Genomic DNA, 14,818 nt, shown 5'->3' on the forward strand with positions numbered 1-14,818 from the left:
ATATAAAGAGGAGGAAAGGTAATGAGTTCTGACTTCAAGGAAACAAATTTACAAATTACAGGTATGACTTGTGCAGCATGTGCTACTCGAATAGAAAAGGGATTGAAAAAAATGGAGGGTGTCGAGCAAGCAACTGTAAACTTAGCGCTTGAAAAGTCCTCTATAAAATATGATCCAGCAAAATTGAGTGAAGCAGATTTTGAAAAAAAGATTGAAGCATTAGGTTATGGTGTGGTGAAACAAAAAACAGAACTAGATATTACAGGGATGACGTGCGCTGCATGTGCCACACGCATAGAAAAAGGTTTAAATAAACTGTCAGGCGTATCAACGGCTTCTGTAAACTTGGCTCTTGAAAAAGCAACAATCGAATTTAATCCAACAGAAGTTGCTGTATCTGACATTATCGGTAAGGTAGAGAAATTAGGATATGGGGCTCACCAGAAGGCAGATGAGCAAGCAACCGAAGATTATCGAGAAAAGGCTATAAAACAACAGCAACAAAAACTTATTTTCTCTGCCATTCTTTCGCTACCGTTACTTTGGACGATGGTTGGTCACTTTTCTTTTACATCATTTTTATATGTCCCTGATTTTTTAATGAATCCTTGGGTGCAATTAGTGTTAGCTACGCCGGTTCAATTTATTATTGGGAGACAATTTTATGTAGGGGCATATAAAGCACTACGTAATGGAAGTGCCAATATGGATGTTCTTGTCGTTATGGGGACCTCTGCGGCATATTTCTACAGTGTTTATCAAGCAATTGTCACAATTAATTCGCATCACGGCCCGCATTTATATTTTGAAACGAGTGCCGTTTTAATTACGTTAATATTATTAGGTAAATTATTCGAGGCAAAAGCTAAAGGTCGCTCATCGGAAGCTATAAAAAAACTAATGGGACTTCAAGCTAAATCCGCTATTGTTGTGCGCGACGGCGTAGAAAAAGAAATACCGTTAGAGGAAGTTGTAATAGGTGACATTTTATTAGTGAAGCCGGGTGAGAAAATTCCAGTTGATGGTGCTGTATTAGAGGGCACAACGGCTGTTGACGAATCAATGCTAACTGGGGAAAGTCTACCGGTAGATAAAAAGCAAGGCGATTTATTATACGGTTCAACAATTAATAAAAATGGTTTTGTGAAAATGTCGGCTACAAAAGTTGGGCGTGATACAGCACTGGCACAAATTATAAAAGTCGTTGAAGATGCACAAGGCTCAAAAGCACCTATTCAACGTTTAGCAGACCAAATTTCCGGCATTTTCGTACCAATTGTTGTTGGTATTGCTATTGTCACTTTCCTTATTTGGATTTTATGGGTAAAACCAGGAGAGTTTACACCGGCACTTGAAGTTTTAATTGCTGTGCTTGTAATTGCTTGTCCTTGTGCGCTTGGCTTAGCGACACCAACATCTATTATGGCAGGCTCTGGTCGGGCTGCCGAATTTGGTATTTTATTTAAAGGTGGCGAGCATTTAGAACAAACGCAACGCATTGATACAGTCGTTGTCGATAAAACAGGAACAGTTACACACGGAAAACCTGTATTAACGGACGTCGTACTAGCAGCCAATCAAGAGGAAGCACATGTTCTTTCATTAATTGGCGCAGCGGAGAAACAATCCGAGCATCCGTTAGCACAAGCAATTGTTCAAGGAATTGAGGATAAAGGTATCGAGCTTGGCGAAGTTCAATTTTTTGAGGCAATTCCAGGCTATGGTGTGCAAGCAACAGTTTCTGGTCAAGGTGTTGTAATCGGAACACGTAAATTAATGCAACAATACGATATTAATATTGAGCATATATTGCCAACAATGGAGCATTTCGAAGAGAGCGGTAAAACAGCAATGTTGGCTGCTATTAATGGTCAATATGCTGGTCTTGTTGCTGTAGCAGATACGGTAAAAGATACTTCCAAAGAAGCTATTCATCGTTTACAGGAAATGGGTATTACGGTCATTATGATGACGGGCGATAACAAACGGACTGCACAGGCAATTGGAGATGAGGTTGGTGTTAATCATGTTATCGCGGAAGTACTTCCAGAAGGAAAAGCCGATGAAGTGAAAAAACTTCAAGCTGCAGGCAAAAATGTAGCGATGGTAGGGGATGGTATAAATGATGCCCCAGCATTAGCAACAGCACATATTGGAATGGCTATTGGTACAGGTACAGACGTCGCAATGGAGGCTGCTGATATTACGTTAATTCGTGGAGATCTAAATAGCATTGCGGAAGCGATCATTATGAGTCGTAAAACAATGCGCAATATTAAACAAAATCTATTTTGGGCATTTGCTTATAATACATTAGGTATTCCTATAGCGGCCATGGGTCTACTTGCACCATGGGTAGCAGGCGCAGCTATGGCATTCAGCTCAGTATCTGTTGTATTAAATGCCTTACGTTTACAACGAGTGAAATTATAGTGTCAGGCACTCAAACAATTCTCAAACAATTTTCTAAATAAAAGTCCACGAAGATACGTGCTTAGAATGCAGTACCATAAGAAGCAGAAAAGTGAGGAATTACGAGGGGAAAGTTTATAGTAAGCCCGTGGAATGCGCCCACCGTAGTGGAAATCTATAGCAGTATTTATTTAAAGTCTGGACCCACTACGGTGGGTCTTTTTTTATTGCATTATCTATCAAGTGTGCATATTAAAAAATGTTAAAAATTGAGATTCACGTTGATTCTGTTTTTCATTTTCTCACTATGATACAATGAAAAGCACTGATTCATTTTTAGTTTTATACAGTATAGCCTTAAAATAAGGGCATAATTGACTCATAGAATTCTAAACATAAAGGAGGAACTTCTGGTGACGGTTCCATTTGTTGCGGTAGAAGGTCCGATTGGTGTAGGCAAAACTTCTTTGGCAAAAGAGGTATCAGCGACATTTAATTACCATCTATTAAAGGAAATAGTAGACGAAAATCCGTTTTTAAATAAGTTTTATGAAGATATTGAGGAATGGAGCTTCCAAACGGAAATGTTCTTCCTATGTAATCGCTATAAGCAATTAACAGATATCAAAAAATTGCGGTTAGCACAAAAAACAGCAGTGGTATCGGACTATCATATTTTTAAAAACTTAATTTTCGCGAAGCGTACGTTGGCACCTGCTGAGTATGAAAAGTATGAAGAAATCTATCAAATTTTAACGAAAGGTATGCCTGTGCCAAATGTAGTTGTTTATTTACATGCTAGTGTAGATACGTTAATGCAACGTATTGCCAAACGGGGGCGTGAATTTGAGAAAATGATTTCCCGTGAATACATGGAGCAACTGGTAGCAGATTATCATACCTTTACTGAACATTTTGAGAAGTTGCATCCTGAAATTCCCGTTATTCGATTCAACGGAGATCAACTTGATTTTGTAAAAAACCCGCAAGATTTACAATATGTTTTAAAAACAATTGAAGATACGTTACAACAAAGGAGCTTGCAACAATGAATTTGAGAGAGAAATATGGAATTCCCCCACAAACGGTCATTACAATTGCTGGGACTGTAGGTGTAGGAAAGTCCACGATGACAAAGGCGCTGGCAGAAGCGTTAAATTTCCGTACATCATTTGAAAAAGTAGACACAAATCCTTATTTAGATAAATTTTATGATGACTTTGAAAAATGGAGCTTCCATTTACAAGTATATTTCCTAGCTGAACGTTTTAAAGAGCAAAAGCGTATTTTCGAATATGGCGGTGGCTTTGTGCAAGATCGCTCTATTTATGAAGATACAGGGATTTTTGCAAAAATGCACTTTGATAAAGGGACGATGAGTCCAATAGATTACGAGACATATCGTAATTTATTTGATGCCATGGTGATGACACCTTATTTCCCACACCCAGACTTAGTAGTTTATTTAGAGGGGCCGATTGATGATGTAATTGGTCGTATTCAAGAACGTGGTCGTGAGATGGAGCAGCAAACACCAAATGATTATTGGATTGAAATGCATGAGCGCTACGAAGATTGGATCAATAATTTTAATTCATGTCCTGTCCTACGTTTAGATATTAATGATTATGATTTAATGAAAAATCCTGACGCGATTGAATCAATTGTGAGCCGCATCAGTCATATGCTAAAACAAACAAGTCATTTACGAAAATAGGAGTATTTTTTTCAATGCTTTAAAGTAAAGAAAACTACGCGTTCTGGCCGAAAGCGAAGCGGCAGGCGCAAACAAGTCATTTACGAAAATAGGAGAAGTACGATATAATCGTATATCTTTAAAGTAAGGAAATCCATGCGTTCTGGCCGAAAGCAAAGCGGCAGGCGTAAACGAGTCATGATTTGTTTTTAAAGTAAAAATTGTAAGACTAAATAAAAAATAAAAAGACCAAAAGACGTGAGACAATACGAAGCCTATTGTTATCGCGTCTTTTGTAATAGGAGGAACGAGTATGAAAATCGCGGTATATTGTGGTTCTGGATTAGGCGTTAATCCCATTTATGCTGAAAAAGCAACTGAGTTAGGAACGGTTTTAGCACGAAATGGTCATGGTGTTGTATATGGAGGCTCTAAAATAGGATTAATGGGGAAAGTTGCAGATGCTACATTAACAGCAGGTGGAGAAGTTATTGGCGTAATGCCGACCCATTTACAAAAACATGAAGTCGTTCATGCTTCATTAACAGAAATTCATTTCGTAGAGTCAATGCATGTACGAAAGGCAAAAATGGTGGATTTAGCGGATGCCTTTATTGCGTTGCCAGGTGGTGGCGGTACATTGGACGAATATTTTGAGGTATTTACATGGGCTCAAATCGGATTGCATGAAAAACCCGTTATTTTATTTAATGTGAATGGATTTTATGATGCACTACTGCAGCATTTTAATCGAATGCTAGAGGAAGGCTTTATCCGTGCAGAACACAAAGCATTAATTCGTGTAGCTACAACAGCGGAAGAAGTTTTAGCATTGATAGAATAACGATGGTGTGAATAAAGTACCAAAAATGAAAATTTATAGTATTTTTAATATACAATTAGTTATATTATAATATATAACAATCTAATTTATTATAAAAGAAAATACAGGATGACCCACACTAGTAAATTAGGACGACGGAGGTGGATTTTATGAATAAAATTGATACACAAGTCACGGATGATTTAGTCGTTCAAGCAATAGAACGCAATATAGCTATTATCCGTTTTGATATGCATCGTAAAGTGGCTTATGTAAATGAGCTGTTTGCGAAAACAATGGGCTATTCAGTAGAGCAAATGATCGGAAAAGACCATAGAGAATTTTGCTTTCCTAAATTTTCAAAAAGCCCTGACTATGAAAAATTTTGGCGCAACCTAGCAGCAGGTAATAGCTATCAGGATAAAATTGAGAGAAAGGATGCACTAGGTAATAGTGTTTGGCTCGAGGCGACCTATATGCCTGTATTTGAGAATAACTCAAGAAAAGTCATTGGCGTATCCAAAATCGCAACGAATGTTACTAATCGTCAAAAAACGATAGTTAATGTAGCAGATCAGTTGAAGCAAATGTCCACCGAGCTGTATAGTCGTTCAGAGGCAGGCATAAAAAATAGTGAGAGTTTACTTGAAACTATTCAACAAGTATCAAAGGAATCTTCGGAGAATGTAAAAAATCTTGCCCAATTACAAAATCAGGCGGAATCTATTAAAGGTATTGTAAAAACTATACAAGGTATTGCATCTCAAACAAACTTACTCGCTTTAAATGCAGCAATTGAAGCCGCAAGAGCTGGTGAGTATGGAAGAGGTTTTGATGTTGTAGCGAAAGAGGTTCGGAAACTTTCAGTAAGAGTTGAGCAATCCATTTCAGAAGTGAAAGAAAATGTGGAAGGAATTGTTCGTGAAATCGGGCAAGTTACGGAAAGCATTACACGCATTTCTGAAGAAGTTGAAAAGTCTAATGGACAAATAAATGTAACGACAAGTGATTTTGTTGAAATTGCCTCTGCTGCAGAGGCATTAGATGAACGATCAAAACAATTTATTGAGATAATTTAAAACAAGCGTGCGGCAAGTGGCAATTATGCCAACAATGCCTCAGGCTTTTTTAAATTCTGATAAAAGTAGTTAGTGCAGGTAGGGTACCGAGGAATTAGCTATTTCATTCGAGGAAACAACATCGATTATCTATTTTCACCATAAATAATTCCGAAAGTTTTCTGAATATATTGAAAAAGTAGTTGCGTTTTATTTACAATAATTGTGGAAGGGCTTCAAAAATCATAATAGGGGTGTTGTGCATGACAAAGGTGGAAGTAAGTTTTAAACATTTACCAACTACAGCAATTTCAGATGCAACCGGGGGCCATACAAATTTACGAAGTAATATTAAAGCGTTAGCGAATCATTTTAAAATAGCAGGGCGAGCGGTTACTGTACGTTTACCAGACGGGGAAAATGGAGCTGTACTTGAAGCGATTCGAGCTGCTAAAGAGGGCGATATTTTAGTTATCGATGCAAAGGGGAATACAAATCGAGCTGTTGCAGGGGATTTTGTTATGTCCTTAGCAAAAGGTATTGGTGTACAAGGATTTGTAGTAGACGGTGTTATTCGTGATATTGCTGCGATTCGAGAGTTGGATTTCCCTGTATTTGCTCTTGGTACTACTGTTGCTGCTGGTAATAAAAATGGTGGCGGTAAAGTCAATGTGCCAATTGCTATTGGCGGTGTAACAGTGCAGCCTGGTGATTATATTATTGGCGATGTCGATGGCGTCATTGTTGTCCCACAAGAGGATGCGGAGCGCATTGTAGCAGCAGCTGAGCTTAAAGTGGAAAAGGATGAAGCGCGCGCTCAAGAAGCACATGCAAACGGCAAAGAGTCTATTATTGCGTATTTAGATAAAGTACTAGGAAAATAAAAAAATCCTCACGATGCATTAGTCCATCGTGAGGATTTTTTCTGGTATTAAGCTAAATTTTCATTGTTTTTAAAGTAGTTTTTCATTTTTTCTTTATCGAAGCGGCCTTCCCATTTCGCCATTACTAATGACGCTAAAGAGTTACCGATTACGTTTACTACTGTACGTCCCATATCAAGAATACGGTCAATACCTGCAATGAATGCTAAGCCTTCGATTGGAATACCAACAGTACCTAAAGTTGCAAGTAATACTACGAATGATACGCCTGGTACACCTGCAATCCCTTTAGATGTAACCATTAATACTAGCATTAACGTAATTTGTTCCCCAATGCTTAAATGAATACCATACATTTGGGCAATGAATAATGCAGCGATCGCTTGATACAATGTTGAACCATCCAAGTTAAAGGAATAACCTGTAGGAATAACAAAGGAAACAATATCTTTCGGTGCACCTAGTTTCTCCATTTTCAGCATTACGCGTGGTAATACGGCTTCCGAACTAGCAGTGGAGAACGCTAAAATTAATTCGTCTTTTAATACTCTAATCAAGTAGAAAATGTTGACTCCCGCAAATTTTGCTACAAGGCCAAGTACGATGAAGATGAAGAATATCATCGTTGCATAAACAAGTATTGCAAGCTTACCGAGCGGGATGAGGGAAGCAAACCCATATTTGGAAACGGTTACACCAATTAAACCAAATACCCCAATTGGAGCGAATTTCATTACAAGGTTAGTTACCCAGAACATCGCGTCTGCTACACCTTGGAAGAAGTCTAAAACTGGTTTTCCTCGCTCTCCAATTGCAGCTACCCCTAAACCAAAAATAACAGAGAAGAAAATGATAGCAAGCATATTGCCTTCAGCCATTGATTGAATAATATTTGTTGGTACAATGCCTACAATAATATCAAACGGTCCTTCATGCTGTACTTCTTCAGTTGTTGTAACGTATTTCGAAATATCCCCTTGCGAAAGTTCGTTCATATTTATGCCAGCACCTGGGTGAAACAGGTTTGCTGAAAGTAAACCAACAACAATTGCTACTGTTGTAATAATTTCAAAGTAAATAAGCGTTTTTCCGCCTAATCTGCCGAGCTGTTTAATGTCTCCAGTTCCAGCAACACCAACAATTAAAGTCGAAATAATAATAGGTACCACAATCATCTTAATTAGATGTAGAAAAATATCTCCTAATGGTTGTAAATATGTCTCAATTTTGGGGTTACCATAAAAGATACCACCAACAATAATCCCTAAAATTAAACCGATTAGAATCTGAGCGGCTAAACTGAGTTTAAATTTCTTTTTCAAAATCTTAATTCCTCCCCTATATTAAAATTTTTAGGACATGCCTTACTTTAATAATACGGAGGACTTATAAAATCCGACAAAATCCGAGAAAATTAATTTACTTTTGTTAAAATGTCTGAATATAACACCTGTATAAACTTCTTGATATTGACCTTTGCTTTGCGATTTCCATGGTCTTCAATCTGTGTCATGAGCTGACGAATCTCTTTAAAATCAAAGTATCGAGGTGCATAGTATTCAAATTCTGAGTTTGTATAATCAACTACCCCTAAATTGGCGAGATTAATCATCGCTGCTAAAATTGTTCGACGCACTCGCTGTTCAATGGCTTTGCTCTCTTTTAATATTTCATCTGGAGTGGCCTTTGTAACAGCTGCTATTTCCTCATAAAGCTCTTTTAAAGGAGGAAGTGGTGCAATCTTATGTTGATGTGCTAGTAATGTTTCAATAATCGCTATAATATCCTCGCTGCCAATCTCACCGACAATACCCATATCATTTAAAATAGACTGGATATGATCTCGTGAAGTGGCCTTATTGTTTATCTGCTCACTTAGGTCGATGTTAGTCAGCGATTGCCGAATAACTAAAAGAGAGTTTTTTAGGCGGAATTGTTCTGTAGTTTTACGTAAAACATTTTCAACTTCAATACGGTTAATCGGTTTATGGATAAAGAAGTCAATACCTTGTTCGTACGCCTCGCCAACCATTTCTTTATTTACAACCTGAGAAATCATAATAAACTGTCCTTCAAATCGATTTTGAAGAAGATGCTCCACTGTAGCTATACCATCAAGCTTAGGCATAAGTAAATCGATTAGCACAAACTCTGGCTGTGTCATTAATATTTGAGGAATGGCGTCCACTCCATTACGTGCTTCACCGATGACTGTACCTAAACCACTATCTTCAATAATTTGTTTTAGCATCACGCGACTTGCACGATCATCATCTACAATAAAATACCTCATTTAAGTCTCTCCCGTTTGAATAGTTTGCGTAGGAATTATAATTTTAAACACTGTTTTAAAGTTATTTGATTCAACTGAAATGGAGCCGTTTAATTTAGAAATTAATTCAGCAACATGTGAAAGTCCGATTCCTGTAGCTGCTACACCTTCGACATTATATTTTGTCGTATAGCCAGGTTCGAAAATAATAGAAAGATCACTTTCGGTGATTCCTTTACCATCATCACTTACTGTTATTACAGTATCAACCTCTTGTTGCTGAATATCAATAGATATGACACCTTGTCCTTCTATTGCTTCAATGGCATTGGCAGTAAGATTGTTTAGTAGTGCTAAAAGGGCAATATGCTCATTCGTTAGAAAATCGGTCTTTAAAGTAATGTTAAATTGTATATCTTTACCGAGTAATTCACTGTATTTACTATTACCGTCTTCTATATAATGTAATAATTCTGATAATCTTAGAGAGCCAAAGCTCTTATCGCCGACAATCTTAGAAATACCTGCATAAATACGTTGGGAATCTTTTTTTACCTCATGAATTTCCTGGGCAATATGAAGTGCCTGTAAACTTTCTGAGCGATTGCCCTGAGCTTTTAATTGGCGATATAAATCAAATCCATTAGCGGTAATTGCTTCTATATGATTCATAGACTTTTTTAAATAAAGTGTTTCTACATATAAGTCTGAACCAATAGTAAGTATTTCTTGTACGCGCTTTTTTTGCTCAGCAATTAAAATAGAGCTATAAATACCGACAACAAAAAAGCTTCGTAACAGAGCAACTGCTAATAGGATGAGTAGGTCATGAAAGAATAAAATTGTATACGATTGTACAAAGAAACGTAGCAACTGTTCCGCTAAATTGCTTATAACCTCACTTAAAGCTACAAGTAATCCTAACTTAAGTGGTTTTTCACGATATTGATGAATATTTAAATATTGCAGACATAGTGCAAATAATAAATAAAATGTAGCAGCAGGTAAATGAATATAAATACCTTCTAATATTGATATGTTTTGTGTGTAGAAACTAATAGCTGCTCGTAAAGCAGTAGTTACAATGCTTGTTGCGATACCAGCAAAAATAATAGGTGTTGGTTTAAGCAGTGTGCATAAAAAGAAAATTATAGTTCCCAACCCAAAACGAAAAGAAGTATCAGCGAATGGGATAATTTTAATTTCACTACCGAGAGCTGTTAAGATAGCAATTAATAAAATCCATGTGAGGGAAGTGCGAGATAAAAGAAACTTCGAGTACATATTTAAAATCCTCCCTAAATTATTAGTAGAGCAAAATAGCTAATAAAAAAATACCACAACCTAAAAGGAAGTGGTATTTAATAAGTATGACATACAATTTTGAGCAAAAAAAAACGGCTACATTATGTAGTCGGTATTTTAAAAAATGGAGGAGGTAGAGGGATTCGAACCCCCGCGCGGTGTTACCCGCCTGTCGGTTTTCAAGACCGATCCCTTCAGCCAGACTTGGGTATACCTCCATGTTATATTGCTGTGGTGTCTTATCGACAAGAACTAATTTATCATGTTTTAATTTTTCCGTCAACATCTTTTTTAAAAAAATAATGATTGTTGATATTACTTATATTATTTCGTAAGAACGAATTTAAATAATTTGTGCAATTCGTTGCAATTTATGAAAACTGAAAGTATACTAGTTATTGCCGTGCTAGGTGGGAAGGTAGCGGTGTCCTGTAACTCGCAATCCGCTCTAGCGAGACTGAATTCCTTTTTCGAGGCTGTCCGTATTGTTTGGTCTGCCTTTTGCACGTAGTGTTGACGATTGGGTCCTGCGCAATGGATACCCATGAACCATGTCAGGTCCGGAAGGAAGCAGCATTAAGTGGCCTTATTCATGTGCCGCGGGGTTGCCTAATCTGAGCTAACGACAAGAGTAACGCTTATGTGCGGCTGTCGAAGAAAGGTGCACGGCATTAAATTGCCAATTCGAACGCATTCGTCTACTGTAGGCGAATGCGTTTTTTTTATATTCAAAAAAGGCCACTGTTTTATAAACAAGGTAGCCGATGCTATAATGGTTTTAATAATATTTAAAAAGAAGAGGAGAGGAAATCATTGACGTATCAAGCATTTTACCGTGTGTATAGACCACAATCATTCCGAGAAATGTCAGGTCAAGCACATGTCAAAAGAACGCTGCAAAATGCTCTCCTAGCGAATAAAACAACTCATGCATATTTGTTTTCAGGACCTCGTGGAACCGGGAAAACAAGTACAGCCAAAATTTTTGCCAAGGCTTTAAACTGTGAGCATGCTCCAGCAAGCGAACCGTGTAATGAGTGTGCAACTTGTTTAAGCATTACAGATGGTTCACACCCAGATGTTATTGAATTTGATGCGGCTTCAAATTCACGTGTGGAAGAAATACGTGACATTATTGAAAAAGTACGTTTTGCACCTGCAAGTAGCAGGTTTAAAGTGTATATCATAGATGAAGTGCATATGCTGTCTACAAGTGCCTTCAATGCGCTTTTAAAAACGTTAGAAGAACCACCACCACACGCGGTATTTATTTTAGCAACAACAGAACCTCATAAATTACCGGCGACGATTATTTCACGTTGCCAACGTTTTGATTTCAAACGACTTTCAACCAACGATATTATTGACCGTATGAAGGTTGTATTAGAAGACATTGAGCTGCCATTTGAAGAACAAGGACTTAAAGTAATTGCACAATCAGCTGCTGGCGGTATGCGTGATGCATTGAGTTTGTTAGATCAAGTTGTATCTTTCAGTGGTGAGCTGCTGAAACTTGAAGATGCGCTCTTAGTTACTGGCTCAATTAGTCAAGATGTTTTCTATGATTTAGCAGAAGCGTTAAAGGTGAAAGATGTTGCACAAATGCTTGCACTTTTAGAACAGCTAATTGCAGATGGAAAAGATCCATTGCGCTTGTCGGAAGATTTAATTACCTTTTTCCGCGATTTGCTTCTTTTGCAAACGAGTGAGAATTTAGCTGAACTATTAGAGCTAGTATCACCGGAAGAGCGTGTGTTTGCGTTGGCACATGATTTTGCTCCGGATATGCTCTATGGATACATTGATATTTTAGCGAAAACACAACAAGAAATGCGTTTCTCTCATCATACAAAAATTTATTTGGAAACGGCATTGCTGAAAATGACTCAGTTTTCAGGTGGGGTAGTAAATCACAACGTTACGTCAAGCGAAGCGGCAATGAGTCCAGAGCTTGCACAAAAAATAGTTGCACTTGAACAAATGGTGCAACAATTGTCAGCGCAATTACAAAGTGGTGCACCATCACAATCTGTTCAATCTGCAAAAGAACAACGTCCTCGCGCAAAAAGCTCAAACGGCTATAAAGCGCCTACTGGACGTATACAAGAAGTGCTTAAGGATGCGACAAAGCAAGATGTCCAGCGTTTAAAAGCTGTATGGGCGCAAGCATTAAATCAATTGCAAAAGTCACAATCAGCTCTTTTAGCAGAAGCTGAACCTGTTGCGGCATCTTCGAGTGCTTTTGTGTTAAAATTCAAGTATGATATTCATTGTCAAATGGTTGCTGATAATCAAATGCTAAAAGCACAATTCACACAATTAATTGCAGGTCAGACGGGCACGATGTATGAAATGCTTTGTGCACCTGAAGAAACTTGGTTAAAGTTGCGTGAAGAGTTCATTCGTGATCATGGATTACAACAAAAGAAAGAACAGCTAGTTAATGATGATCCGAATGTTGAATTATTAGAACCACCACCGGCAGAAATGCCAGAAGAACCATTTATCGATGATGCACAACCACTTGCATCACAAGATCCACTTGTGACGGAAGCGGAAAAGCTATTTGGTAAGGATTTTATTGAAATTGTTGAAGACTGATTACTTAGGAGGAATAGGTTATGCGTGGAATGGGAAATATGCAAGGCATGATGAAGAAAATGCAAAAAATGCAAAAAGAAATGATGGAAGCTCAAGAAGCTTTAAATGTAGAACAATTTGAAGGTGTTGCTGGCGGCGGTATGGTCAAAGTAACAGTTACAGGTCAACGCGAAGTTGTAGATGTGAATCTTGATACTTCAGTAGTAGATCCTGACGATATCGAAATGCTACAGGATTTAATTGTTGTTGCAACGAATGAAGCACTTAAAAAAGTGGAAGAAAAAACAAATGCAACAATGGGTAAATTCACACAAGGCATGAACCTTCCATTCTAGGAGGTAACAATATGTATTACCCAGAACCAATATCTAAATTAATCGATAGTTTTATGAAATTGCCAGGTATCGGGCCGAAAACCGCGGCCCGACTGGCGTTTTTTGTGTTAACAATGAAAGAGGATGACGTTCTATCCTTTTCAAAAGCTTTAATAGAGGCAAAGCGTAATTTAAGCTATTGCTCTGTTTGTGGCAATATTACCGATATAGACCCATGTCATATTTGTACTGACAAACAACGTGACGCTTCTGTCATTTGTGTTGTCCAAGATACTAAAGATGTTATTGCAATGGAAAAAATGCGTGATTACCATGGTAAGTACCATGTGCTACAAGGAGCTATTTCACCGATGGATGGTATCGGTCCAGAGGATATTAATGTAGCCTCACTTTTAGTTCGACTACAAGATGAAACTGTACAGGAGCTTATTTTAGCAACTAATTCTACTATTGAAGGTGAAGCGACAGCTATGTATATTTCTCGTCTTGTCAAACCATCAGGCATCCGTACAACTCGTATCGCGCATGGATTACCTGTAGGTGGAGATTTAGAATATGCTGATGAAGTAACGTTATCGAAGGCAATGGAAGGCCGCCGAGAGTTATGAGTGAGGGATTGAGATGTTCTTCCGCAATAAAGGAAAGCTAAAAAAAGAATTTGATGAAAAGCTTGTTAATCTTATTAAAGAAACAAAAGAAGATTTACAGCAAGCGAAAGTAATTGAAGAATTATTAAATGATTATGATTTAGAGATTATTGCTCAACGGAAAGCTGCTGAGAGTATACATTTCTATTTATTTAAAGAAGCTAGAATTCGGCGAGTGTTAATTAAATAATAGTCGAGAGTTATAGAAGCGACATGGGAATCATAAACTTACATAATTATTATCGAAGGAGGCAATTGGATGCCGTGGATCGTAATTGTAAGTGTTTGTGTGCCTGTAGCGCTTCTTTTTCTTTATATAGTAGGAAGGCATGTTAAATTAGGAAAAGTATTAGAAGGGATATCTGTTTTTTGGTTCCGTTTTGCATTTGCGTTTTTATTATTATTCATTATCCATTTAGGTGTTGGATATGGCGGATATAACGTCCCTATCAACTTGTTTTCAGTGTTCACAATTGCAATATTAGGAATTCCAGGTGTGCTAGGAATAACTTTTTTAATATTTTTCTTATAAAAGACTTGCAAACTGTAAATGTTGTGATATAGTAATAAGAGTCGTTAAGATAACAACTGAAACAACAACTTATTATATAAAACAAAAACAATTAAAATAAATTGTTGACATTGATTTGAAAAGATGGTATTATATAAGAGTTGCTGAAATACGAAGCGACAAAATGAACCTTGAAAACTGAACAAGCAAAACGTAATCAATATAGTTTTTATTAGCTAACTTCGTTAGTGAACGAAACAAAATTTTGGACATC

At 37.4% G+C, this 14,818-nt stretch carries 14 protein-coding genes, 1 tRNA gene, 1 other RNA gene and 1 pseudogene; 13 read left to right on the top strand and 4 right to left on the bottom strand.

Translation table 11 applies throughout. The features are described from left to right. The first annotated feature begins 21 nt into the window (after positions 1–21). The 7 genes and pseudogenes from ACIQXW_RS24085 to ACIQXW_RS24115 all read left to right on the top strand — a co-directional run bounded on the left by ACIQXW_RS24085 (position 22) and on the right by ACIQXW_RS24115 (position 6,873). Complete coding sequence (locus ACIQXW_RS24085) at positions 22–2,433, top strand: heavy metal translocating P-type ATPase (RefSeq protein ID WP_402766315.1); 2,412 nt, start codon at positions 22–24, stop codon at positions 2,431–2,433. Between the two features lie 392 nt (positions 2,434–2,825). Next, a complete protein-coding gene (locus ACIQXW_RS24090) occupies positions 2,826–3,464 on the top strand; it encodes a deoxynucleoside kinase (RefSeq protein WP_340821486.1) in 639 nt (212 codons plus the stop codon). Further along, positions 3,461–4,129, top strand: a complete 669-nt coding sequence (locus ACIQXW_RS24095) for a deoxynucleoside kinase (RefSeq protein WP_401022466.1) — start codon at positions 3,461–3,463, stop codon at positions 4,127–4,129. The genes ACIQXW_RS24090 and ACIQXW_RS24095 overlap by 4 nt, the downstream gene beginning before the upstream one ends. Before the next feature lie 292 nt (positions 4,130–4,421). After that, entirely contained in the window at positions 4,422–4,952 is a 531-nt protein-coding gene (locus ACIQXW_RS24100) for an LOG family protein (RefSeq protein ID WP_340821484.1), read from the top strand. Between the two features lie 149 nt (positions 4,953–5,101). Continuing rightward, positions 5,102–5,476 (top strand): annotated as a pseudogene (locus tag ACIQXW_RS24105) (PAS domain S-box protein); the annotation flags it as partial. 42 nt (positions 5,477–5,518) lie between these two features. Next, complete coding sequence (locus tag ACIQXW_RS24110; RefSeq protein ID WP_401022474.1) at positions 5,519–6,010, top strand: methyl-accepting chemotaxis protein; 492 nt, start codon at positions 5,519–5,521, stop codon at positions 6,008–6,010. Between the two features lie 242 nt (positions 6,011–6,252). Next, entirely contained in the window at positions 6,253–6,873 is a 621-nt protein-coding gene (locus tag ACIQXW_RS24115; RefSeq protein WP_402766319.1) for an RraA family protein, read from the top strand. A 47-nt stretch (positions 6,874–6,920) separates the two neighbouring features. Here the strand turns inward: ACIQXW_RS24115 and ACIQXW_RS24120 are convergent, their stop codons facing one another. The 4 genes from ACIQXW_RS24120 to ACIQXW_RS24135 form a co-directional block, all read right to left on the bottom strand. Beyond that, the gene (locus ACIQXW_RS24120; protein ID WP_340821480.1) at positions 6,921–8,195 is read right to left on the bottom strand and encodes a cation:dicarboxylate symporter family transporter; all 1,275 of its coding nucleotides are present in this window, start codon (positions 8,193–8,195) and stop codon (positions 6,921–6,923) included. A 92-nt stretch (positions 8,196–8,287) separates the two neighbouring features. Then, complete coding sequence (locus ACIQXW_RS24125) at positions 8,288–9,166, bottom strand: response regulator (protein WP_340821479.1); 879 nt, start codon at positions 9,164–9,166, stop codon at positions 8,288–8,290. Further along, positions 9,167–10,429, bottom strand: a complete 1,263-nt coding sequence (locus ACIQXW_RS24130; protein ID WP_402766333.1) for an ATP-binding protein — start codon at positions 10,427–10,429, stop codon at positions 9,167–9,169. It lies immediately after the preceding gene. Between the two features lie 146 nt (positions 10,430–10,575). Then, positions 10,576–10,668: transfer RNA gene (locus ACIQXW_RS24135), tRNA-Ser, on the bottom strand. Between the two features lie 183 nt (positions 10,669–10,851). Here ACIQXW_RS24135 and ffs point away from each other — a divergent pair. From ffs to ACIQXW_RS24165, 6 genes are all read left to right on the top strand, one after another. Continuing rightward, an RNA gene (gene ffs, locus ACIQXW_RS24140) (signal recognition particle sRNA large type) lies at positions 10,852–11,119 on the top strand. Positions 11,120–11,263: 144 nt separating this feature from the next. Continuing rightward, entirely contained in the window at positions 11,264–13,051 is a 1,788-nt protein-coding gene (gene dnaX, locus ACIQXW_RS24145; protein WP_340821476.1) for a DNA polymerase III subunit gamma/tau, read from the top strand. A gap of 20 nt (positions 13,052–13,071) precedes the next feature. Continuing rightward, entirely contained in the window at positions 13,072–13,386 is a 315-nt protein-coding gene (locus tag ACIQXW_RS24150) for a YbaB/EbfC family nucleoid-associated protein (RefSeq protein ID WP_340821475.1), read from the top strand. A gap of 11 nt (positions 13,387–13,397) precedes the next feature. After that, the gene (gene recR / locus ACIQXW_RS24155) at positions 13,398–13,994 is read left to right on the top strand and encodes a recombination mediator RecR (RefSeq protein ID WP_228134235.1); all 597 of its coding nucleotides are present in this window, start codon (positions 13,398–13,400) and stop codon (positions 13,992–13,994) included. Between the two features lie 13 nt (positions 13,995–14,007). Next, the gene (locus ACIQXW_RS24160; RefSeq protein ID WP_401015101.1) at positions 14,008–14,223 is read left to right on the top strand and encodes a YaaL family protein; all 216 of its coding nucleotides are present in this window, start codon (positions 14,008–14,010) and stop codon (positions 14,221–14,223) included. A gap of 69 nt (positions 14,224–14,292) precedes the next feature. Next, positions 14,293–14,565, top strand: coding sequence for a pro-sigmaK processing inhibitor BofA family protein (locus ACIQXW_RS24165; protein WP_340821472.1), 273 nt, complete (start codon positions 14,293–14,295; stop codon positions 14,563–14,565). Positions 14,566–14,818 lie beyond the last annotated feature (253 nt).

The organism is Lysinibacillus sp. NPDC097162, from assembly GCF_044762185.1.
Lineage (GTDB): Bacteria > Bacillota > Bacilli > Bacillales_A > Planococcaceae > Lysinibacillus.

Excerpts from the sequence above, each read along its gene's own strand:
- ACIQXW_RS24100 (WP_340821484.1), top strand. The coding sequence starts at position 4,422 with ATGAAAATCGCGGTATATTGTGGTTCTGGATTAGGCGTTAATCCCATT.
- ACIQXW_RS24130 (WP_402766333.1), bottom strand. The coding sequence starts at position 10,429 with ATGTACTCGAAGTTTCTTTTATCTCGCACTTCCCTCACATGGATTTTA.
- recR (WP_228134235.1), top strand. The coding sequence starts at position 13,398 with ATGTATTACCCAGAACCAATATCTAAATTAATCGATAGTTTTATGAAA.
- ACIQXW_RS24165 (WP_340821472.1), top strand. The coding sequence starts at position 14,293 with ATGCCGTGGATCGTAATTGTAAGTGTTTGTGTGCCTGTAGCGCTTCTT.
- ACIQXW_RS24125 (WP_340821479.1), bottom strand. The coding sequence starts at position 9,166 with ATGAGGTATTTTATTGTAGATGATGATCGTGCAAGTCGCGTGATGCTA.
- ACIQXW_RS24115 (WP_402766319.1), top strand. The coding sequence starts at position 6,253 with ATGACAAAGGTGGAAGTAAGTTTTAAACATTTACCAACTACAGCAATT.
- ACIQXW_RS24150 (WP_340821475.1), top strand. The coding sequence starts at position 13,072 with ATGCGTGGAATGGGAAATATGCAAGGCATGATGAAGAAAATGCAAAAA.
- ACIQXW_RS24085 (WP_402766315.1), top strand. The coding sequence starts at position 22 with ATGAGTTCTGACTTCAAGGAAACAAATTTACAAATTACAGGTATGACT.
- ACIQXW_RS24095 (WP_401022466.1), top strand. The coding sequence starts at position 3,461 with ATGAATTTGAGAGAGAAATATGGAATTCCCCCACAAACGGTCATTACA.
- ACIQXW_RS24160 (WP_401015101.1), top strand. The coding sequence starts at position 14,008 with ATGTTCTTCCGCAATAAAGGAAAGCTAAAAAAAGAATTTGATGAAAAG.
- ACIQXW_RS24110 (WP_401022474.1), top strand. The coding sequence starts at position 5,519 with ATGTCCACCGAGCTGTATAGTCGTTCAGAGGCAGGCATAAAAAATAGT.